Genomic DNA, 21,947 nt, shown 5'->3' on the forward strand with positions numbered 1-21,947 from the left:
ATTGAATCGCTGCTTGAATCACTCACTGAATCTGATATTGAATCGCTACTTGAATCACTCACTGAATCTGAGATTGAATCGTTTACCGAATCACTTAATGAGTCTGAGATCGAGTCATTTACTGAGTCTGAGTCGCTATCTGAATCGGAGTCACTATCTGAATCGGAATCACTATCTGAGTCAGAATCGCTGTCCGAGTCGGAGTCACTGTCGGAATCTGAATCGCTGTCTGAGTCAGAGTCGCTGTCCGAATCCGAGTCGCTATCTGAATCTGAGTCACTGTCTGAATCCGAGTCGCTATCTGAATCGGAGTCACTATCTGAATCGGAATCACTATCTGAGTCGGAATCGCTATCTGAGTCTGAGTCACTGTCGGAATCTGAGTCACTATCTGAATCTGAATCACTGTCGGAATCTGAGTCACTATCTGAGTCAGAATCGCTGTCCGAGTCGGAGTCACTGTCGGAATCCGAGTCGCTATCTGAGTCGGAATCGCTGTCTGAGTCAGCATCACTATCTGAATCTGAGTCGCTGTCTGAGTCAGAGTCGCTGTCCGAATCTGAGTCACTGTCTGAATCCGAGTCGCTATCTGAGTCTGAGTCGCTGTCTGAGTCGGAGTCACTGTCTGAATCCGAGTCACTGTCTGAATCCGAGTCACTGTCTGAATCTGAGTCAGAGTCGCTATCTGAATCTGAGTCGCTGTCCGAGTCTGAATCGCTGTCTGAGTCTGAATCACTATCTGAATCTGAGTCGCTATCTGAGTCAGAATCGCTGTCTGAGTCGGAGTCACTGTCTGAATCTGAGTCTGAGTCACTATCTGAGTCAGAGTCGCTGTCCGAATCTGAGTCACTGTCTGAATCGGAATCACTATCTGAATCTGAGTCACTGTCTGAGTCGGAGTCACTATCTGAATCGGAATCACTATCTGAGTCAGAATCGCTGTCCGAGTCGGAGTCACTGTCTGAATCGGAATCGCTGTCTGAGTCAGAGTCGCTGTCCGAATCTGAATCGCTATCTGAGTCGGCATCACTATCTGAATCTGAGTCGCTGTCTGAATCGGAATCGCTATCTGAGTCTGAGTCACTGTCTGAATCTGAGTCAGAGTCGCTATCTGAATCCGAATCACTGTCTGAATCCGAGTCACTGTCTGAATCCGAGTCACTGTCTGAATCCGAGTCACTGTCTGAGTCGGAATCACTGTCTGAATCTGAATCACTATCAGAATCGGAGTCGCTGTCGGAATCTGAGTCACTATCAGAATCGGAATCGCTGTCTGAGTCTGAGTCGCTATCCGAATCGGAGTCACTATCTGAATCGGAATCGCTATCTGAGTCTGAATCGCTGTCTGAATCCGAGTCGCTGTCCGAGTCTGAGTCACTATCTGAATCCGAGTCACTATCTGAGTCTGAGTCAGAATCGCTGTCGGAATCCGAGTCGCTATCTGAGTCGGAATCACTGTCTGAGTCTGAGTCGCTGTCGGAATCCGAGTCACTATCTGAGTCTGAGTCAGAATCGCTGTCGGAATCCGAGTCACTATCTGAGTCTGAGTCGCTATCTGAGTCTGAGTCGCTATCTGAATCGGAGTCACTATCTGAATCGGAATCGCTATCTGAGTCTGAGTCGGAATCGCTGTCTGAATCCGAGTCGCTATCTGAATCTGAGTCACTGTCTGAATCTGAGTCAGAGTCGCTATCTGAATCTGAGTCGCTGTCCGAGTCTGAATCGCTGTCTGAGTCTGAATCACTATCTGAATCTGAGTCGCTATCTGAGTCAGAATCGCTGTCTGAATCTGAATCAGCATCTGCGTCAGAATCTTCTAAATAGAAACCTGAATCGATAGACATATCGTCTTCTTCAAGCGTTACTTTAACAACTGTTCCATCTGAATCTTCTTCATCATTTCCACCTTCATTTGGTGTTGTTGGTGTATAACCAGCTGGTGTTTCGAATTCAACTGTATAGTCACCTGGATCTAACTCTTCAAAGCTGTATCCACCGTCTTCATCTGTTGTTGTACGTCCGATTTCTTCACCTTTGTCATTTTTCAAAATAACTGTGACACCTGAAATACCTTTTTCGTCTGGGTCTTGGATACCATCTTTATCCGTATCTTCCCATACATAATCACCTAGTTTTAATTTAGGCTCTTTGTAGAAGCCTGAGTCGATTGTTAAGTCATCGTTTTTAAGATCTACGTTAACTTTAAGACCATCTGAATCAGCTGCATCATCGCCTTGGTTCGCAGTTGTTGGAATATAACCTTCTGGTGTTTCAAATTCAACTGTATACTTACCTTCATCTAAATCTTCAAATAAGTATTTACCGTCTTGATCAGTTGTTGTACGTCCAATTTCTTCGCCTTTATCATTTTTCAAGATAACAGTGACACCAGCGATGCCTTGTTCATCTTGTCCTTGGACACCATCTTTATTCGTATCTTCCCATACATAGTCACCTAATTTTAACTTAGGTACTTTGTAGAAACCTGAGTCGATTGTTACATCATCTTCTTCAAGTGTCACTTTTACAGTTGTACCATCTGAATCTTTTTCATCGTTACCACCTTGATTTGGTGTCGTTGGTCTGTAACCTTCTGGTGTTTCGAACTCTACTGTGTAGTCACCTGGATCTAACTCTTCAAAACTGTATCCACCATTTTCATCTGTCGTTGTTCGTCCGATTTCTTCACCTTTGTCATTTTTCAAGATAACTGTGACATCTGAAATACCTTTTTCGTCTGGGTCTTGAACACCATCTCTATCAGTATCTTCCCATACATAGTCACCTAGTTTTAACTTAGGTTCTTTGTAGAAGCCTGAGTCGATTGTTAAGTCATCGTTTTTAAGATCTACGTTAACTTTAAGACCATCTGAATCAACAACATCATTTCCACCTTGGTTAACTTTTGTAGGTGTGTAACCATCTGGTGTTCCAAATTCTACTGTATAGTTACCTTCATCTAAGTTTTCAAAGATGTATCTACCATTTTCATCTGTCGTTGTTCGTCCAATTTCTCTACCTTGAGCATCTTTTAATACAACAGTTACATTTGGGATACCTTGTTCATTAATATCTTGAACACCGTCTTTATTCGTATCTTCCCATACATAGTCACCTAGCTTAAGTTTCGGCTTTTTATAGAAACCTGAGTCGATTGTTAGGTCATCATTTTGAAGGTCAACACTTACAGTTAAACCGTCTGAGTCTACAGCATCGTTATTACCTTGATTTGCATTTGTTGGAATGTAACCTTCTGGAGTACCGAATTGAACTGTGTACTTACCTTTGTCTAAGTTATCGAATAAATAACGTCCATTTTCATCTGTTGTTGTTCTTGCAACTTCAAGACCTTGGCTGTCTCTTAAAATAACTGGTACATTGGCGATACCTGGTTCATTGGCATCTTGAATACCGTCACGGTTTGTATCTTCCCATACGTAATCACCTAACTTAAGTTTCGGTTCTTTATAAAAACCTGAATCAATTGTTAGGTTGTCGTTTTGAAGATTTACATTAACGCTTAAACCGTCTGAGTCAGCTGAATCATTGCCACCTTGATCAACACTTGTTGGAATATAGCCGGCTGGAGTACCGAATTCAACTGTATAATTACCTTTTTCTAAACCTTCAAAGATATATTTACCATTTTGATCTGTTGTAGTACGTTTAATTTCTTTACCTTGAGCATCTTTTAAGATTACAGGTACATTAGCAATACCTTGTTCATTGGCATCTTGAATACCATCCTTATTCGTATCTTCCCATACATAGTCACCTAATTTATAAAGTGGTGGTGGCGTTGGGATACTTGGTTTACCTTCAGCATCCGAAACATCACTGAAAATACCAGGATAATAATTGTGATATTGCGTAATTTGATTATTTTTTGCGACATTTCGTAATTCATTTGTAACTTGTCTGCTTTTCGCATCATCGACTGTTCGAATTAGCTTATACGTAACAATATACTGTTGTCTTCTATTGAACGGTATAACTGATGGATTAATTGTTGCTTTTGTTCCATCTGCACTCATTGTGATGCCGTTAGCACGGATTCGTACTTTTTCTAATCGACTTGTGTCTGGGTTACCATTTGCCCAAAACTGACTATTATTTGTAACTTTGTAGACTTGAATACTCGACTTATCAACCTGATATCCTTTAACTACAATATCTAATTTTTGCGCATCTAATACGTCACCACGTTGATTCAAGTACGTTGTCATATACTGATCATTTGTTTGTCTATCAATATAATTTGCATTCCCTTGAACGTAGCTATCTGGTTTTAAACCATGGTCAATCACAATATCTTTTCTATACGTTTCACCCGCAAGATTCAATTCAATCGGATATGTTCTTTTATCGATTGTATTTTCTTTTTTATTTTCATAACCTGTAATTTTAAAGCTACCTGTTACATCATCCAATTTATCTACATAGTCTGTGAATGTATATGTTGATGTATTAGTTGCTAGGTCATAAGAACCTTTTGCGACAATTTTTCCGTCATTGCTATACAAATCAACTGCTATTGGTGGCATTTGTAAACCACCTGGGCGATAGTATTTTCCCCAGTTAAACGTCATATAATCTCCAGCGTGTACATCATTTGCGACTGTGTAGTTACCTGAGAATTCTAAATAATCACCACTTTGAGGCCAAAATTGGTCTCTTGTACCACCCTTAGCTGTTTTAACAACTGTGTTAATATTTGATACAGTTACTTTATCATTCACATTTCTACCAGATGGTGTTTCGGCAGCACGGAATGACGTAGAATATGCACTCACACTTCTAAATGACGTACGTGGTGTAGTAGCTTCAGTGCGCGTATTTTCTACATTGATATTACTTGTTGGGATATTAGGCGTTTCTTCGATGTGGTTTCTTTCTACATTACTTGCGGAAATAGATGTTGGCTCTGTTTGTTGTATCTGTAGGAGTTGATGTTTCTGTTGGTGTTGTTTCATTAATAGGGGTTCTGTCAACACGTTCAACTGTTGCGCTATTATTTTCAAGGGTATTCGTATCAGGTGTTGTTTCATTAGAAGGTTCTGTTTTACGTACTTGTTGTTTTTCAAGTTCATTACTATCAGGCGTTGTGTCCTCATTAGTTACCGCAGACTCAACATTTTCTTTTCCGTCAGCATCTTTATTTTCTTCTGTCACATTAGCTGTTTCAGTTATAGATACTTCTTCGGCGTTTTGTTGAGTATTATCAGCTAAATCATCTGTTAAAACTTCTGTCGTTTCATTTTCTTCATCTGGTACATCCAAATCATCCGATGCCGACACTGTTTCTTCAACAGCATCTTTTTCTTCAGCTTGCGCGTCATCATTTGCGACACCGAAAACTAAAGTGGCACCAATTAAAATGGATGCGGTACCGACAGTAAACTTCCTAATCGAGTATCTGTTGTTTCGATTAGGTAAGAAATCAAGTTTTCTCTTCAAAATTAACACTCCCATTCAACATATAATATAGTATTACTATTAAAATATCATATATTATAAAAGTAATGTAATCAATGTGAAATCGTATTTTAAAGTATTATTAGACCTGGATTTCACAAATAATGTATATGTAAATACTTTTAAGGCTTTTAATGATTTTATTTACATAAGATAAAAATGTGAACTTTGTTAAATATTTCCTGTTAAAAACCGAGTATTTATATTGATATTCACAGAGATATTTTTAGTTTAAAATTATTATTTTATTCTGAGAGCGGGTGTGAAAAAAGATTTTAAAATTGTATTTTTATATCAAACAACCACTACCTTCTACATAAATTTTCAATCTTAAATTGAATGTTCCTATTAAGACCCATCTCCTTTCTATCACTAAATCTCATTACTATCTTTTTCATTTCACAATTCTTCTATTTAAAGCAAATCAAAAAGCCGTGCAAAATGCGCACGGCTTTACTTATACATACTTATTATGAACGTTCGTCACGTTTTTGACGACGTCTGTTTCCTAAGAATAATGCACCTAATCCAGCAAATAATGAACCAAGTAACGTACCATTCATGCCATTTTCATTACCTGTATCTGGTAATTGACCTTTGTCAGTACCTTTATGATTTTTGTTATCTGAATCCTTGTCATTATTTCCATCATGATCATGTTCAGCATCTGAATCGCTATCTGCATCGGAATCGCTATCTGCGTCTGAGTCGCTGTCTGAATCTGAATCACTATCTGAATCTGAGTCGGAATCACTATCAGAATCTGAGTCGCTGTCCGAGTCTGAATCGCTATCTGCATCCGAATCGCTATCCGCATCTGAATCAGCATCGGCATCACTTTCATCTATACTTTGGTCACCATTTGCGTTACCTGAACCATCGTAAATGAAGTTTTCGTTATCCCAGTAGAAGTCACTGCGATTACCTGTATACGCATCTTCAGTATACATTTTAACTCTTGTTTTAACGTTTTGACCGTTATCTTGGAAATGACCATCGACAGTTACAATATATGTTTTATTGATATTACCAAAATCAATTGTCATTGTATTGTCATTGTTATACGTTACATATGGTAATACATCCTTAGTTACATCTACAAAATTAGGATTTGTCGTATCTACAAAGTAACTATCCGTAATTTTTTCACCGTTTACTACTTCATAAACTTTGATGTTTGTTAAATCTTTGTTGATAACAGTGCTACTTTGTGTCGCATCATCATGATAACCTTGAATCGTTACTTTCGTATTCTTTAAGTTACGTTCCATTGGGTTAACATAAATCGTTTGTTCATATTCATTTTGACCAGATGAAATATCAATACCAGTAATTGTTGAAGTGATATTTGCACCGTACTCATTACCTTGTGCTGGATTGCCGTAATCAATAATGACATCTCCAACGTATCTTGTATTCGCCATGTTGAATTCCACATTGTATGTGCCATTCATTGGCGAGCTTTCACGGTCTGCAAAGATTGGTAACGTGAAATCACCTGTAATATTATCTTTGTCGTTAACATAATCTGTAAATACATACGTTCCTGTTTTGTTTTCTTCGTTATAATAACCTTTTGCGACTAATTGACCTTCTCTACTATACAAATCAGGTAAAGATGAAATACTACCAACATTTGTAAAATCAACATCACCATTTAAACTTAAATTTTCTGGCAATACAAACGTGAAATAGTCATTCTCTCTTACATTACCCTCTACTTTAAATGCACCACTAAAATTAAGTGATTCACCACTATTTGGATAAAAAGGTTTACGCTCAAGGTTAAAGCTACTCATAATTACTTTATCATTCACTAATTGACCTGTTGCATCACTAGGTGTTGCTGTGTCACCTACTGAACGAAAAGCTGTTCCAGATGTTGCCGGTTCAGTGTTCGCTGATCTCGCTGTAATCGTCGGTTGCGATACCGGTTCCACAGTCTCTTCTGCTTTCGCTTCAACTTCTTCAGTTACAGGCGCTTCTTCAGATGTTGACTCAGCTGTTGCTTCTGGTTTTGCTACTTCTTCACTTGTCGGCGCAACTTCTTCATTAGTTGTTGATTCTTCGTTAGTCGCTGCTTCTTCTGCTGTGTTTGCTTCAGTCGTTACCTCATTAGTCGGTACTGCTTCTTCTACAGTTGATGCTGTATCATTCGTTGCCGTTTCATTTGTTGTCGTTTCTGCTGTCTGATTATTTTCTGTCGTGTTATCAACTGGTTCATCATTCGTCATTGTTGTCGTTAATACTTCAGCTGCGGCGTCTTTTTCTTCGGCTTGGACATCATCATTCGCGATACCTAAAGCTAAAGTGGCACCGATTAAAATAGATGCAGTTCCAATCGTGTACTCCTAATCGAATATCTGTTTTTACGATTTGGAAGAAAGTCCATTTTTTTGTTCAAATAAAACACTCCTTTTTCTAAAAGTAATATTATATTACTATTTGAATATCATATATCACAATAGTATTTTAATCAATAGAATTCCTGACTTTTTTACAATTATTTCGAAAAATATCTATAAATACTCTTAAAATATTCATTTATAATTATTCTGAAATATCAAACGCTATATTTAGTGGACTATTTATCGCATTTTTAGTTATAATTAAGTTTTATGAGAGAATTTTTAACAACTATTTTTATATTGATACGTATTTTCTGATTGTGTAATAAAACTCCTTATTAGTATTTTCTAATAGAGATTGTTGCTATTTTAATATATTGTTACTGCTCTAAAAGCACAAAAAAATAAGCATACACGTCTATTTCTCAAGACCTATATGCCTATTTCTAACCGCTATTATTCAAATTTACACTTCAAAGCGTTCGCCGTTTCGAATTTTATCTGCCATTTCATTCAGTTTGCGCAAACGATGATTCACACCAGATTTGGAGATAGTTCCTGTACTGACCATTTCACCTAATTCTTTCAAAGAGACATCTTGATTCTCAATACGTAATTTGGCGATTTCTCGTAAACGATCTGGCAAGTTATCTAAGCCAATCTCTTCATCAATCAGCTCAATGCTTTTAACCTGTTTCATCGCAGCACTCACTGTTTTGTTTAGATTCGCCGTTTCACAGTTTACAAGACGGTTTACAGAGTTACGCATATCACGAACAATACGTACATCTTCAAACTTAAGTAAGGCTTGATAACCTCCAATAAGGCTTAAAAATTCCGCAATGCGTTCTGCTTCTTTCATATACGTAATCCAGCCTTTTTTACGCTCTAACTTTTTCGCATTTAAACCGTACTGGTTCATCAACTCTGTCAAACCTTCAGAATGACTTTCGTACAATGAGAAAATTTCCAAATGGTACGATGACGTTTCAGGGTTGTTCACAGAGCCACCTGCGAGGAAAGCACCTCTTAAATAACTACGTCGCATATCATCAGTCGCAACCATTGCTGGATCGATGTCATGCGTAAAACTACCTTCTTTCAGTATGCCTAGTTCATCTAAAATAGCACGTGCTTTCATTTTAATGCGACAAATGTAAATATTGTTCTTTTTGAGTTTCATTTTCTTGCGTACTAATATTTCAACTTCTACGTTAAATACTTTCTTAATTAACGAATAAATGCGTCGTGCAGTTGTCGCATTTTCCGTTTGAATATTGATAACAAATTGCTGATTGGACAGGCTGAGTGCACCATTCATACGTATCAACGCACTGAGCTCTGCCATGGCATCATCATTATTCACTTCGACTCTCGTTAATTCATTTTTCATGTCCGATGCAAAGCTCATATGATTGACATCCTTTCTCTCTAATGTCTGTCACCATGCCGTGTCGATTTTAACTGATCTGGATCGAACTCGATGGTACTGATTTCTTGAAGGGCGATTTCATAAATCATCTCTGCCAATATTTCCGTACGATGACGGACGTGATGATTTTCTGAGATAAGTGCCAAGTCTTTACCTGTCACTAGCTCAACGCCGCGTTCTTTTAATTCTGTTTCATTATATAATACAGGTTTTGACCCTTTTTCTTCATACTTTTCTAATATTTTTTCATCAAACTTCAATTCATTTGCGATAACAAAATCTAATACATTGCGACCGAGTTGTTGATGAATCGCATCGATATGGTCTACAACGGTATAATCGTCTGTTTCGCCCGGCTGTGTCATAATATTCGACACATACAATTTTTTCGCATCACTTTCCACAAGCGCTTTACTAATACCATTAACACACAAGGTTGAAATAACACTTGTATATAATGAACCAGGTCCTAACACGATTAAGTCGGCGTCTCGCAATGCCTCCACCGCTTCATTCATCGGTTCAGCATCTGCTGGTTCCAAAAAGACACGTTTAATCTTTTTGTGCTTTTTCGGAATACTTGATTCGCCTATAACAATCTCGCCGTCCTCCATTTCTGCATGTAAAGCGACACTTGACACAGTTGAAGGAATGACACGACCTTTAATATTTAAAATTTTGCTCAGTTCTTTTACAGCATGCCCAAAATCATGTGTAATATTGGTCATCGCTGCGATTAATAAATTACCGAGTGAATGCCCGCTAATCTTATCCTCTTCAAAACGATATTGGAATAACTGTTCTAAAGTTGGCTCGGCATCACTTAAAGCGGCAAGTACATTACGCACATCACCAGGTGCAGGAATGTCCATCTCATGACGAATTTTCCCTGTACTCCCACCATCATCTGCGACAGTAACGATAGCTGTAATATCAATTGGAAACGATCTTAACCCTCTTGCTAATACGGAAAGTCCTGTTCCGCCACCAATTAGCACTAATTTGAGCTGTTTCATTTTTTCTCTCCACTTTCAATGTGTGCATCGCGATGGTACACATATATATTATAGTCATATATTTGCTGTAATTCTTCTGCTAAACGATTTGCCAAAGAAACTGAACGATGCTGACCGCCTGTACAGCCAATTGCGATGACGAGTTGCGACTTGCCTTCCTTCTGATAACCCGGAATTGTGAAACGCAATAAGTCGAGTAATTTTTGATAAAACGTCTCTGTCTGTTCCCACTTCATCACATAGTCATACACTGGCGCGTCCATCCCCGTTAACGGGCGTAGTGATTCAATGTAGTAGGGATTCGGTAAAAAGCGTACGTCGAACACGATATCCGCATCAATCTGAATACCATGTTTAAAGCCGAAGCTCGTCACATTAATTGTAAATGAAGGATCTTCAGATTGATTGAAATAGTCAGCAATACGCTTTTTTAACTGCTTCGGTGTCAGCTTTGTTGTATCAACAGTAAAACTCGCCATACTATGCACTTCTGACAACAATTGACGCTCTTCCGTAATGGCTTCCATCAAAGTTAATCCAGTTTTCTTTTGTAATGGATGTTGACGGCGTGTTTCTTTATAACGTGAAATCAATTTTTTCGTTTCTGCATCTACAAACAAGATGTTCACTTGAACTTGTGCATCATCTTTAATTTTATTCACTTCTTGAACAAAACTTTGGAAAAATTCACGTCCGCGTAAGTCTATTCCAATCGCAACTTTTTGTAATGACGGTGTCCCATCAACCATTAATTCAATAAATTTTGGCAGTAAAATTGGCGGTAAGTTATCAACGCAGAAATATCCTAAGTCTTCTAAGCTTTGGATTGCGACAGACTTTCCTGCACCTGACAAACCCGTTACGATAATTAATTCTCTTTTAGTTATTTCTTTATTTTCTGTGCCTTGCATATATATAACCACCATCCCATTTTAGTCTCTTTTAGTGTACATGAAAACAGACCTAAGTAGTAGCCGTCTTACAAAATTCATCTATTTCATTCACATTTAATTTCTGATAAGCCGTGCTCATAAGTAAAGACTGAACGCCAATGGTTCAGTCTTTATATGTGCTTATCTAATTGTTTCGTTGCTTAGTCTTCTAATGCTTCGATATACGCTTGAACACTTTGTGCTGCGATACTACCGTCACTTGTTGCTGTTACGATTTGACGTAAACCTTTTTCACGTACGTCACCCGCAACGTAAATACCTTTAACCGCTGTACTCATATCATCGTTTGCGACAATGTAACCTGCATCATTTGTAATACCAAGATTCATAAATGGTTGTGTAAGTGGCTTCATACCGATATAGACGAATAAGCCATCCGCTTCAACTGTTTGTTCTGAACCATCTTCTGTTGATACAAGTGTTAATGAACCCACTTTACCGTCCTTTTCGTTGACTGATTTAAGCGTATGATTCCAAATAAAGTCGATTTTTTCATTTTTGAATGCACGGTCTTGTAAGATTTTTTGCGCACGTAATTGGTCACGACGGTGTACAATCGTTACTTTATCAGCGAATTTTGTTAAGAATGTACCTTCTTCAACGGCTGAGTCGCCACCACCGATAACATAGACATTTTTATTTTTAAAGAATGCGCCATCACATACTGCACAGTAGCTGACACCTCGGCCACCAAGTTCTTCTTCACCAGGCACACCAATTTTTTTGTATTCTGCACCTGTTGCGATAATTACTGCTGTCGCTTCAACTTGACTTGAACCAAGGTCGATTACTTTGTAGTCACCTTTGTCTTCAATACCTTTAATATCGCCGTATTTATACTCTGCACCGAATTTTTTCGCGTGATCGAACATTTTATTTGAAAGGTCAGGACCCGAAATCATTTCAAAACCAGGGAAGTTCTCTACTTCTTCTGTATTTGCCATTTGGCCTCCTGGCATACCGCGTTCAATCATCACTGTATTTAAATTTGCACGTGATGCATATACAGCTGCAGTCATTCCTGCTGGCCCTGCACCAATAATCGCAACATCATATCTTACTTGTTCTGACATGGATGGTTCCTCCTCTTATTCTGATCATAGTTATTTTACGATATTTATCTCACTGTCTAAAATTATATGCTCATCAGCATGTCGAGTGCTTCTGAAAAGCTTTCTTCCGTCACATCGAACATCTGACAACAACTTTCTTTGCTTTGACGCTTGTCAGTCGTATTAAAATATAAAAATGTGACAGCGGCAATATATGGTGTTACCGTTTCTCGATCAATATCCGTTGCTAACAAATCTTCCGCATATGCAATCCATCTGAGATACAGCGCTGTTTCATGTTGCGTCGTTTCAACTTCATAAAGTGCCAACATACCGCGATGAATAAAATCCAATTTCGTCAAATGCAATCCTTGAATCAAATACGATAAATATAACTTTTCGTAATCACCCAAAGATTCTAAAATTGCCCACACATCACGTGTCATCAATACTTCCTTACCGTTCAACTGATTCAATAAGAACAAACCATAAAGACATCGATGCTGGTCATCACTCATCAATAGTGGTGCGATATGTTCATCAAAATATGCAATACGTGAATCAATGACCCAAGGCGGCAAACCTGGATATGCACGACTAAACGCTGCTAACTTATCCCAAAAATATTCACTTTGCGCCTTATTTCCCAGGTAATAATAGTTAACCGACAAGGCGTTGAACAATTGGAATGTTTGAAATTTCCCTTTACGATGCAGTGGCACGAGCAATTGTTGTGATGCCTCATACTGTTTCAAGTAACTCAAAACAATACCGAGCTTGAAAGTCTCATCATCGTTCATCGGCATAATTTTATTGAGCCGTTGTACATAGCGTTCAAACAACTGTTGCTCGTTCATATTGTGTAACAACAATGTATAATGGCACAACGCATACACATCGGATGGATCTTCGCGCAGTAACCTTTCATACATCTCTTTCGCCAGCTGATTTTCATTCAAATACAGATAGCACATTGCCATTAAGTTACGTACGATACGATTCTCTTGTATCGCTTCATCTTGTCTTAAAATATAGGACCTTGCATCTAACAAACGCCCTTCACCAAATAAATATTGAAAAATTACTTGTACGGTAAATAACTGACTTTCTTGTTGTAATTCCTCTTCCTCATGAAAAGAGACATCAAACATACTTTCCAATTCATCTCGATAGTCCTCATCACCCGAAGTAAAAGCGTAATTCAAACCAAATAAATATGCCTTGTTTGGTTCGTTTAACGTGATGTTCAATTGGCTGAGCGCATAGTAAGAATCTTCAAGGTCTCGTCCTTCACTGATTGCATCGTAGTAGAGTGCTTCAGCTTTGCGTACATGACGCAACTTTTCATAACAGATTGCGAGTTGTTGTCTTGCTTCAAAATGGTCAGGTGACAATTCCAACACTTTTTCTAAATACTGGCGTGCTTTGTCATAGTCTTGTTGACGAAACTTTTGCGTTGCGATTTTGTGATAAATGGTTACATCTTGATTGAAAGGTATCACTTTATGCTCTTGTGTCATCCTTGTCACCTCTTTTCTCTCTAGTTTTTCAAATATATTTGTAATGGCGCACCATACGCCGTCGCATGGTCTGGTACATCTTTAGATACGACACTGCCAGCGCCGATGCGCACGTTATTACCAATTGTCACACCGGGCAGAATTGTTACATTGGCACCAATCAGGGTATTATCGCCAATTGTTACGTTGCCGACACGTAATGCCCCAATGACAAATTCATGCGTTAGTATTGTAGCATTATACCCAATGATGACATTGTTGCCAATTTTGATGCGTTCTGGATATAACAAGTCAGGTAAGGCTTTGAAAGCAAATGCGGTTTGTGTGCCGATATCCATTTTTAATAAATGACGATAAATGGCACGTTTCCAACTGACGAATGGTACATAGCGCGTTACTTCGATAATGAGTGTGTTTTTGAACATTTTTGTAAAGCGAATGTAGCGATATAAATACCAGAGCGGATTGCGATGCTCAGTCTGAATCGTTGTGAGCCGTCGTGCCATTTTATCGACGTCCCTTCTTAGGATACGCTGCACGTCCTGGCCATGACAGCACATTCGCATTGCGATACAACACTGCTTGCTTAGACATACGTTGAATGACAATTAAGACGATGCCGACAAGTATGAGTACGATGGACATCACTTGTGCGATACGAATCGTCTCTGTCAACATCAAACTGTCTGTACGTAATCCTTCGACAAAGAAACGTCCAATTGAATACCAGATTAAGTAGAGCGCGAATGTCTCACCAATTCGTAAATGACGACGCAGCACGATTAACAACACGAATCCAATCACATTCCAGATGGATTCATAGAGAAACGTTGGATGATAGTACTGACCGTCAATATACATATTATCAATAATGAACTTCGGCAATGACAACTGTTCAAGAAAAGCTTTCGTCACTGGTCCGCCATGTGCTTCATGGTTCATAAAGTTACCCCAACGTCCGATACCTTGTGCCAAAATAATACTTGGGGCTACGATATCCGCAACTTGTAAAGGATGCCAATTTTTACGATAACAGTAGTAAATCCCCATACCAAAGGCACCGAGTAAACCACCATGTATCGCAATACCACCTTGCCATATCATTGGAATTTCAGCCGGATACTGACTGTAATAATCCAAGTGGAACAATACAAAATACAAGCGTGCTGTCATAATTGCAACGATGACACACACGATTAATAAGTTGACTAAATCATCTTCTTGAAAGCCCACTTTTTTCGCGCTACATTGCGCAATCGCATAGCCTAACAAAATCGCTGATGCAATGATGATACCGTACCATCTTACTGACAATCCACCGAGTTGAAAAGCGACAGGATCAATATACGCGATCATAACTTATCACCTTGCTTCTGTTGTTGACTATTTTTCAAAATTTCCGCATTGAGACGTTCATTAAATTCTTCAGCAGTATTAATGCCCATCACGTTTAAACGATAATTCATTGCGGCGACTTCTATAATGACCGCAACGTTACGTCCTGGACGAATTGGAATCGTCTTTTTCGTAATATCCGTGTCGAGAATACGTAATGTTTCTTCGTTGAGTCCGACACGATCGTACATCTTACCTTCACGCCATGTTTCGAGATTGATATTCAGTTGAATGCGTTTCTTTAATAAAATCGAACCCGCACCAAACAATGTCATGACGTTAATAATACCGAGACCACGGATTTCTAATAGATGTCGAATGATTTCAGGCGATTTACCGATTAACTCATCTTTAACGACTTCTTTAATTTCAACGTTATCATCCGCGACCAGTCGATGACCACGCTTGACGAGTTCAAGTGCTGTTTCACTCTTGCCGACACCCGAATCCCCCGTAATAAGGACACCGACGCCATAGACATCCACTAATACACCGTGAAGGGATGTTGAATTTGCCAATTCGTGCTCTAAAAATGTTGTCAAACGTCCCATAACACGCGTAGTTGCTTCATCAACGTACAATAGTGGCGTATCCGTTTCTTTTGAGGCACGAATTAATTCTTCCGGCGCTTCATGTCCGCGCGTAATAATAATTGCTGGTGTATCTGGGCGACATAACTTACGCATACGCCCTTTACGTTCTTCATCACGTAATAAATTATAAAAAGACAATTCTGTCGTACCTAATACTTGAATGCGATTAGATGAATAATGTGAGAAATATCCCGCCATTTCTAAGCCTGGTCGTGATATATCGGTATTGTGAATTGGGCGATTTAAGCCACCTTCACCCGACACAACATTCAAATTAAAACGCGTAACGACATCTTTGGTTGTTAACATCTCTTCACCTCATTTTATGTAGCTCCACTCTATCATATCAAATTGTATATCGAACTGGGAAACGAATAATAGAAATCACAATAGATTCACAATTGGAAATGAGTGTATTCCAAATAAATCGTCATATCCATTTTGGTATACGTCACAAAAAAGCCATTGCTCGTTACATTGTGTAGCCGAACAATGACTTTTCATTTATCTTATCTCGTTATGCAACCTATTTCTTATTTAAGCGGTCGCTCAAGTCACGTAATGTTTTTTCAAGTTGTTGGAATGGATCAGCAGCTGAATCGCCACCATTCTCTTTCGCTTTTTTCAACTGTTCATCCGCTGTTTGAACACCTTTACGCACTGTATCTGTCACATTTTGAAATGTATCGCGCACAAAATCTTCAATCTGTTGTGCTGTTTCCGCACCTTTGTCTTCTTGCGTTGTTTTCGCTGTTTGTTCTTGTTGTGCTGTCGCATCTTCTTGTCCCATCGCGTCTAACAACATCGTCGCATCATCTACACTAATTTTGCCGTCTGCTAAAAGTTCCAATACCTTTACTTTTGCTGCTTGCATCATTTATCCCTCCGTACGTGCTTTATCTTGTTCTAAAATACGTTTCAAATACTTACCTGTGTATGACTGTTCATTGTCTGCGATTTCTTCCGGTGTACCTGTCGCAATAATCGTACCACCACCATCGCCACCTTCAGGACCTAAGTCAATCAAATGGTCTGCCGTTTTGATGACGTCTAGGTTATGTTCAATAATAACAACTGTATCGCCATTTTCCACTAATTTGTTTAAGACTTTCAATAAACGCTGAATATCGTCAACGTGTAATCCTGTTGTCGGTTCATCCAAAATATAAATAGAACGGCCTGTTGAACGCTTATGAAGCTCTGACGCTAACTTCACACGTTGCGCTTCCCCACCAGAAAGTGTTGTCGCAGGTTGACCTAACGTAATATAACCGAGTCCAACGTCTACTAAAGTTTGTAATTTGCGTTTAATCTTAGGAATATTTTCAAAAAACTGTGTCGCATCTTCTACTGTCATCGCTAACACATCCGCAATACTTTTGCCTTTATATGTGACTTCTAATGTCTCACGATTATAGCGTTTGCCTTCACACACTTCACATGGCACGTAGACATCTGGTAAAAAATGCATTTCAATCTTGATAATTCCGTCACCTTTACACGCTTCACAACGACCACCTTTAACGTTAAAGCTAAAACGTCCTTTTTGATAGCCACGTACTTTGGCTTCGTTTGTTGACGCGAAAACGTCACGAATATCATCAAATACACCTGTATACGTTGCTGGGTTCGAACGTGGCGTACGTCCAATTGGAGACTGGTCAATATCAATGATTTTATCGAGTTCTTCAACACCTGTGATTTCATCATGATCGCCAGGACGTACTTTGGAACGGTTGATTACTTTTGCCAACGACTTGTACAACACTTCGTTAACGAGCGAACTCTTACCAGAACCTGATACACCTGTCACGACATTCATCACGGATAACGGAAAGTCTACATCGACATTTTTTAAATTATTACTGCGTGCACCTTTAATACTAATTTTACGGTCTGTCACTTCACGTCGATGTTCAGGGACTGGAATATACTTGGCACCACTTAAATATTGTCCTGTTAATGATTTTTTATTTTTCATCACTTGCTTCGGTGTACCACTTGCGACAACCGTACCGCCATGCACACCTGCACCTGGTCCAATATCAACAAGGTAGTCTGCTTCATACATTGTATCTTCATCGTGTTCAACTACGATAAGCGTGTTACCTAAGTCACGCATCTCTTTCAACGTTTGAATCAGGCGGTCATTGTCACGTTGATGTAGCCCAATTGAAGGCTCATCAAGCACATACAACACACCAGATAAGCGTGAGCCGATCTGTGTCGCTAATCGAATACGTTGTGCCTCGCCACCTGATAACGTACCAGAAGCACGGTCTAACGTTAAGTAATCCAAACCAACGTTATTTAAGAATGTTAAGCGTGCTGTAATCTCTTTTAAAATAAGACGTGCGATTTGTGCATCTTGTTCTGACAGCTCGATATTTTCATAGTACGCGAGCGCCTCACGAATGGATTGCGATACCACTTCACCGATATTTTTGCCTGCCACATACACAGACAATGCTTCTTTACTAAGACGTTGGCCATGACACGTTTCACAAGGCTGTTCTGCTAAATACTTACGCATCATCTCACGCGTGTATTCAGACGGCGATTCTTTAAAGCGACGTTCAATGTTGGGGACAACACCTTCAAACGGCATCGTACGCTTACGTTTGTCACCCGAACGCGAATTGAATGTGAACGTAATTTCTTTGTCGCCAGAACCGTATAAAATAATATTTTGTTGACGCTCTGTTAACTTACCGAACGGCTTATCCATATTGATTTTATACACTTCACATACGCGTTTTAACAGCGTTGGATAGAAATCTGAACTCTTAGGCTCCCAAGGTAAAATCGCACCTTCTGCCAATGTTTTCGTACGGTCAGGAATTACAAGATCCACATCGACAGTGAGCTTTTGACCGAGACCATCACATGAAGGACAAGCACCAAACGGACTGTTAAAACTAAACATGCGTGGTTCTAATTCGCCGATTGAAAAGCCACAAATTGGACATGCGTGCTTTTCAGAGAACTCGAGTGGTTCGCCGCCAATGACATCAACAACGAGACGCCCTTCTGATAACTCGAGTACCGTTTCAATAGAATCCGCTAGACGTGTCTCAATACCTGGCTTAACGACAAGACGGTCTACCACAATTTCAATCGTATGATTTTTATTTTTATCGAGCGCAGGCACATCGGTAATATCCATAATTTCGCCATTTAAGCGCACACGAACATACCCTTTTTTACTAATATCGGCTAACAATTTTTCATGTGTACCTTTACGATGACTAACAACTGGTGCCAATAATTGAATTTTAGTACGCTCTTCTAATTCCATAATACGATCCGCCATTTGTTGCACTGTTTGTGATTCAATCTCAATACCGTGCTCTGGACAAAACGGTTTGCCAATTCGCGCATATAACAAACGAATATAATCATAAATTTCTGTAACAGTCGCCACTGTAGAACGTGGGTTTTTACTCGTTGTTTTCTGATCGATTGAAATTGCTGGTGATAGCCCTTCAATTGTATCAACATCTGGCTTATCCATTTGTCCTAAGAATTGACGTGCATAGGCACTCAATGACTCTACATAACGTCTTTGCCCTTCCGCATAAATTGTATCAAATGCCAATGATGACTTACCTGAACCTGACAGTCCCGTCATCACAATAAACTTATCTTTGGGCAGTTCTATATCTACATTTTTTAAATTATGGGCACGTGCCCCTTTGACTACTATTGATGGTCCTTTCATCTATGTCACCCTTCTGATTTAAGTTCAAATAATAAATCTCTCAATTCCGTTGCTTTTTCAAAGTCTAATGCTTTTGCTGCTTCTTTCATTTGTTTTTCAATATTTTGGATTGTTTTTTGACGTTCTTTCTTCGTCATTTTCTTCGGTACTTCTTTGCGTTCTGCTTCGTTCGTTTCATCCGTTTCAACAGTCGCGCTAATGACATCGTGAATTTTCTTATGAATTGTTTGTGGCGTAATGCCATGTTTTTCGTTGTAAGCCATTTGAATTTCACGACGACGTTCTGTTTCATCAATCGCCACGCGCATCGAATCCGTAATCTTATCGGCGTACATGATAACTTCACCTTTATCGTTACGCGCTGCACGACCAATCGTCTGAATGAGTGAACGTTCCGAACGTAAGAACCCTTCCTTATCTGCATCTAATATTACGACAAGCGATACTTCCGGAATATCAATCCCTTCTCGTAATAAGTTAATACCGATTAATACGTCAAACGTTCCCATACGTAAGTCACGAATAATCTCGATACGCTCTAACGTCTTAATTTCAGAATGTAAGTAGTTGACTTTCACGCCCGCTTCTTTCAAATACGTCGTCAAGTCTTCACTCATTTTTTTCGTTAATGTTGTAATGAGCACACGTTCATTGCGTTCAACACGCGTCTGAATTTCACTTAATAAGTCATCGATTTGATTTTTCGATGGACGGACATCAATTTTCGGATCAAGCAAACCAGTTGGACGAATAATTTGTTCGACCATTTCATCCGTATGTTCCATTTCATAAGGTCCTGGCGTTGCTGATACATATACAAGTTGATGTGCTTTTTCTTCAAACTCCTCAAACATTAACGGACGGTTATCGAGCGCACTTGGTAGTCGGAAACCATGTTCAACAAGCACACTTTTACGTGCTTTATCCCCGTTGTACATCCCACGAATTTGTGGCAATGTCACGTGCGACTCGTCGATCATAATCAACCAATCATCGCCAAAATAATCGAGCAACGTGTATGGTGTCGAACCGAGCGGACGTAATGTTAAATGAACTGAATAGTTCTCGATTCCTGAACAGAAGCCCATCTCACGCATCATTTCAAGGTCATAGTTCGTACGTTGTTCCAAACGTTGTGCTTCTAACAATTTATTTTCACTGCGCAGTTTTTCAAGTTGTTCCGCGAGTTCTTGTTCAATTCTTTCAATTGCGACTTTCATTTTTTCTTCACGTGTAACGAAGTGAGAGGCTGGGAATAGCGCAAAGTGTTCACGTTCACGCAATACTTCTCCCGTTAAATAGTTAATCTCACTTACACGATCAATCTCGTCACCGAAAAATTCTACACGAATACACAATTCATCACGTGACGCTGGGAAAATCTCAACCACGTCACCACGCACACGGAACGTTCCGCGTTGGAAGTCAATATCGTTACGTGTATATTGAACATCCACTAACTTTCTCAATAACTCGCTGCGATCCATTTCCATACCCGAACGAATACTTACAACTAAATCTTTATATTCTTCCGGATTCCCTAAACCATAAATACAGCTGACACTTGCGATAATAATGACATCATCACGTTCAAATAGCGCACTTGTCGCTGAGTGACGCAATTGATCAATTTCATCGTTAATCGACGCATCTTTTTCAATAAATGTATCTGTCGAAGGAACATATGCTTCCGGTTGATAATAATCATAATAGCTGACAAAATACTCGACTCTATTTTCAGGAAAGAATTCCTTAAACTCACTATATAGTTGTCCTGCGAGCGTCTTATTGTGCGCGATAATCAACGTTGGTTTACCTGCTCGCTTAATCACATTACTCATCGTAAATGTTTTACCCGTCCCAGTCGCACCCAATAGCGTCTGATGGCGTTTACCTTCTTTAATACCTTGTACAAGCTCATCAATTGCACGCGGCTGATCACCTTGTGGGTCAAACTGAGATACCACTTTAAAATCATGATGCTCCATGCACACTCGTCTCCTCATCACATAATCGTACTGCTATTTTACCAAAACTTAAGATAAAAATACAAACATCTGTTCGTTTTTTAATTATTCATTTTAGTATACCCTTTTATCCTATTGTGTCAAACGACAGCTTTATTGTGAAATCATCGCAAATAAAAAAACCGCTCAAAACTTAGGATATCTAAGTCTTAAACGGTATCAGCAACACGGCTCACTCGTGTTCTTTGAAATCATCATAATACGTTTGCAATGTATCGACAATAATATAGCCCGCCAAAATTGACACAACATCTATAAAAATAATCCATTCGTTGTGGAAAAATCCTTTATAAATCGAAGCACCAATTACGACGAGTGTCACGCACGTACCAATCCATTTATTGCGTGTGATGGCGCTTAGTACGACCACTAACACGCACGGGAAAAAGGCTGCTAAAGCATACCATATCACTTC

The 21,947-nt window shown here is 39.2% G+C and carries 14 protein-coding genes and 1 pseudogene; all 15 read right to left on the reverse strand.

The genetic code is table 11. The features are described from left to right. Nucleotides 1–4,973, reverse strand: a 4,973-nt coding sequence (locus tag CD122_RS12140; RefSeq protein ID WP_103357936.1) for an SdrD B-like domain-containing protein, incomplete at its 3' end; no start/stop codon positions are given. A gap of 390 nt (nucleotides 4,974–5,363) precedes the next feature. Next, nucleotides 5,364–5,472, reverse strand: a pseudogene (locus CD122_RS12635) (YSIRK-type signal peptide-containing protein); the annotation flags it as partial. Between the two features lie 473 nt (nucleotides 5,473–5,945). Further along, a complete protein-coding gene (locus CD122_RS12505; RefSeq protein ID WP_169926465.1) occupies nucleotides 5,946–7,709 on the reverse strand; it encodes a fibronectin-binding protein FnbA in 1,764 nt (587 codons plus the stop codon). A 580-nt stretch (nucleotides 7,710–8,289) separates the two neighbouring features. Continuing rightward, the gene (gene whiA, locus CD122_RS05205; protein ID WP_103357938.1) at nucleotides 8,290–9,234 is read right to left on the reverse strand and encodes a DNA-binding protein WhiA; all 945 of its coding nucleotides are present in this window, start codon (nucleotides 9,232–9,234) and stop codon (nucleotides 8,290–8,292) included. A gap of 20 nt (nucleotides 9,235–9,254) precedes the next feature. Next, nucleotides 9,255–10,271 carry a gluconeogenesis factor YvcK family protein gene (locus tag CD122_RS05210; protein ID WP_103357939.1) on the reverse strand — a complete coding sequence of 339 codons (1,017 nt, stop codon included), beginning with the start codon at nucleotides 10,269–10,271 and terminating at the stop codon, nucleotides 9,255–9,257. Continuing rightward, nucleotides 10,268–11,182, reverse strand: a complete 915-nt coding sequence (rapZ, locus tag CD122_RS05215) for an RNase adapter RapZ (RefSeq protein ID WP_103357940.1) — start codon at nucleotides 11,180–11,182, stop codon at nucleotides 10,268–10,270. The genes CD122_RS05210 and rapZ overlap by 4 nt, the downstream gene beginning before the upstream one ends. Nucleotides 11,183–11,364: 182 nt before the next feature. Beyond that, nucleotides 11,365–12,297: a thioredoxin-disulfide reductase gene (gene trxB / locus CD122_RS05220; RefSeq protein ID WP_103357941.1), complete on the reverse strand. Its 933-nt coding sequence runs from the start codon at nucleotides 12,295–12,297 to the stop codon at nucleotides 11,365–11,367. Between the two features lie 62 nt (nucleotides 12,298–12,359). Next, nucleotides 12,360–13,796, reverse strand: a complete 1,437-nt coding sequence (locus tag CD122_RS05225) for a tetratricopeptide repeat protein (protein WP_103357942.1) — start codon at nucleotides 13,794–13,796, stop codon at nucleotides 12,360–12,362. Nucleotides 13,797–13,816: 20 nt separating this feature from the next. Beyond that, nucleotides 13,817–14,302, reverse strand: a complete 486-nt coding sequence (locus tag CD122_RS05230) for an acyltransferase (RefSeq protein ID WP_103357943.1) — start codon at nucleotides 14,300–14,302, stop codon at nucleotides 13,817–13,819. A 1-nt stretch (nucleotide 14,303) separates the two neighbouring features. Then, complete coding sequence (lgt, locus tag CD122_RS05235) at nucleotides 14,304–15,152, reverse strand: prolipoprotein diacylglyceryl transferase (protein WP_103357944.1); 849 nt, start codon at nucleotides 15,150–15,152, stop codon at nucleotides 14,304–14,306. Next, nucleotides 15,149–16,093: an HPr(Ser) kinase/phosphatase gene (gene hprK, locus CD122_RS05240; RefSeq protein ID WP_103357945.1), complete on the reverse strand. Its 945-nt coding sequence runs from the start codon at nucleotides 16,091–16,093 to the stop codon at nucleotides 15,149–15,151. The genes lgt and hprK overlap by 4 nt, the downstream gene beginning before the upstream one ends. 217 nt (nucleotides 16,094–16,310) lie before the next feature. Next, a complete protein-coding gene (locus tag CD122_RS05245) occupies nucleotides 16,311–16,658 on the reverse strand; it encodes an SHOCT-like domain-containing protein (protein ID WP_142381181.1) in 348 nt (115 codons plus the stop codon). A 3-nt stretch (nucleotides 16,659–16,661) separates the two neighbouring features. Beyond that, on the reverse strand, nucleotides 16,662–19,505 hold the full coding sequence (gene uvrA / locus CD122_RS05250; RefSeq protein WP_103357947.1) for an excinuclease ABC subunit UvrA: 2,844 nt from the start codon (nucleotides 19,503–19,505) through the stop codon (nucleotides 16,662–16,664). 5 nt (nucleotides 19,506–19,510) lie between these two features. Then, a complete protein-coding gene (uvrB, locus tag CD122_RS05255; RefSeq protein ID WP_103357948.1) occupies nucleotides 19,511–21,493 on the reverse strand; it encodes an excinuclease ABC subunit UvrB in 1,983 nt (660 codons plus the stop codon). A 211-nt stretch (nucleotides 21,494–21,704) separates the two neighbouring features. Then, nucleotides 21,705–21,944 (reverse strand): CsbA family protein, encoded by a 240-nt coding sequence (locus CD122_RS05260; protein WP_103357955.1) that lies wholly within the window; start codon nucleotides 21,942–21,944, stop codon nucleotides 21,705–21,707. Nucleotides 21,945–21,947: the final 3 nt, after the last annotated feature.

This window comes from Staphylococcus rostri, assembly GCF_002902145.1.
GTDB lineage: Bacteria > Bacillota > Bacilli > Staphylococcales > Staphylococcaceae > Staphylococcus > Staphylococcus rostri.

Bases quoted from the DNA above. Each gene is read 5' to 3' on its own strand.
- CD122_RS05230 (WP_103357943.1), bottom strand. From the start codon at position 14,302: ATGGCACGACGGCTCACAACGATTCAGACTGAGCATCGCAATCCGCTC.
- whiA (WP_103357938.1), bottom strand. From the start codon at position 9,234: ATGAGCTTTGCATCGGACATGAAAAATGAATTAACGAGAGTCGAAGTG.
- CD122_RS12505 (WP_169926465.1), bottom strand. From the start codon at position 7,709: ATGACGAATGATGAACCAGTTGATAACACGACAGAAAATAATCAGACA.
- uvrA (WP_103357947.1), bottom strand. From the start codon at position 19,505: ATGAAAGGACCATCAATAGTAGTCAAAGGGGCACGTGCCCATAATTTA.
- lgt (WP_103357944.1), bottom strand. From the start codon at position 15,152: ATGATCGCGTATATTGATCCTGTCGCTTTTCAACTCGGTGGATTGTCA.
- trxB (WP_103357941.1), bottom strand. From the start codon at position 12,297: ATGTCAGAACAAGTAAGATATGATGTTGCGATTATTGGTGCAGGGCCA.
- uvrB (WP_103357948.1), bottom strand. From the start codon at position 21,493: ATGGAGCATCATGATTTTAAAGTGGTATCTCAGTTTGACCCACAAGGT.
- rapZ (WP_103357940.1), bottom strand. From the start codon at position 11,182: ATGCAAGGCACAGAAAATAAAGAAATAACTAAAAGAGAATTAATTATC.
- CD122_RS05225 (WP_103357942.1), bottom strand. From the start codon at position 13,796: ATGACACAAGAGCATAAAGTGATACCTTTCAATCAAGATGTAACCATT.
- CD122_RS05210 (WP_103357939.1), bottom strand. From the start codon at position 10,271: ATGAAACAGCTCAAATTAGTGCTAATTGGTGGCGGAACAGGACTTTCC.
- hprK (WP_103357945.1), bottom strand. From the start codon at position 16,093: ATGTTAACAACCAAAGATGTCGTTACGCGTTTTAATTTGAATGTTGTG.
- CD122_RS05245 (WP_142381181.1), bottom strand. From the start codon at position 16,658: ATGCAAGCAGCAAAAGTAAAGGTATTGGAACTTTTAGCAGACGGCAAA.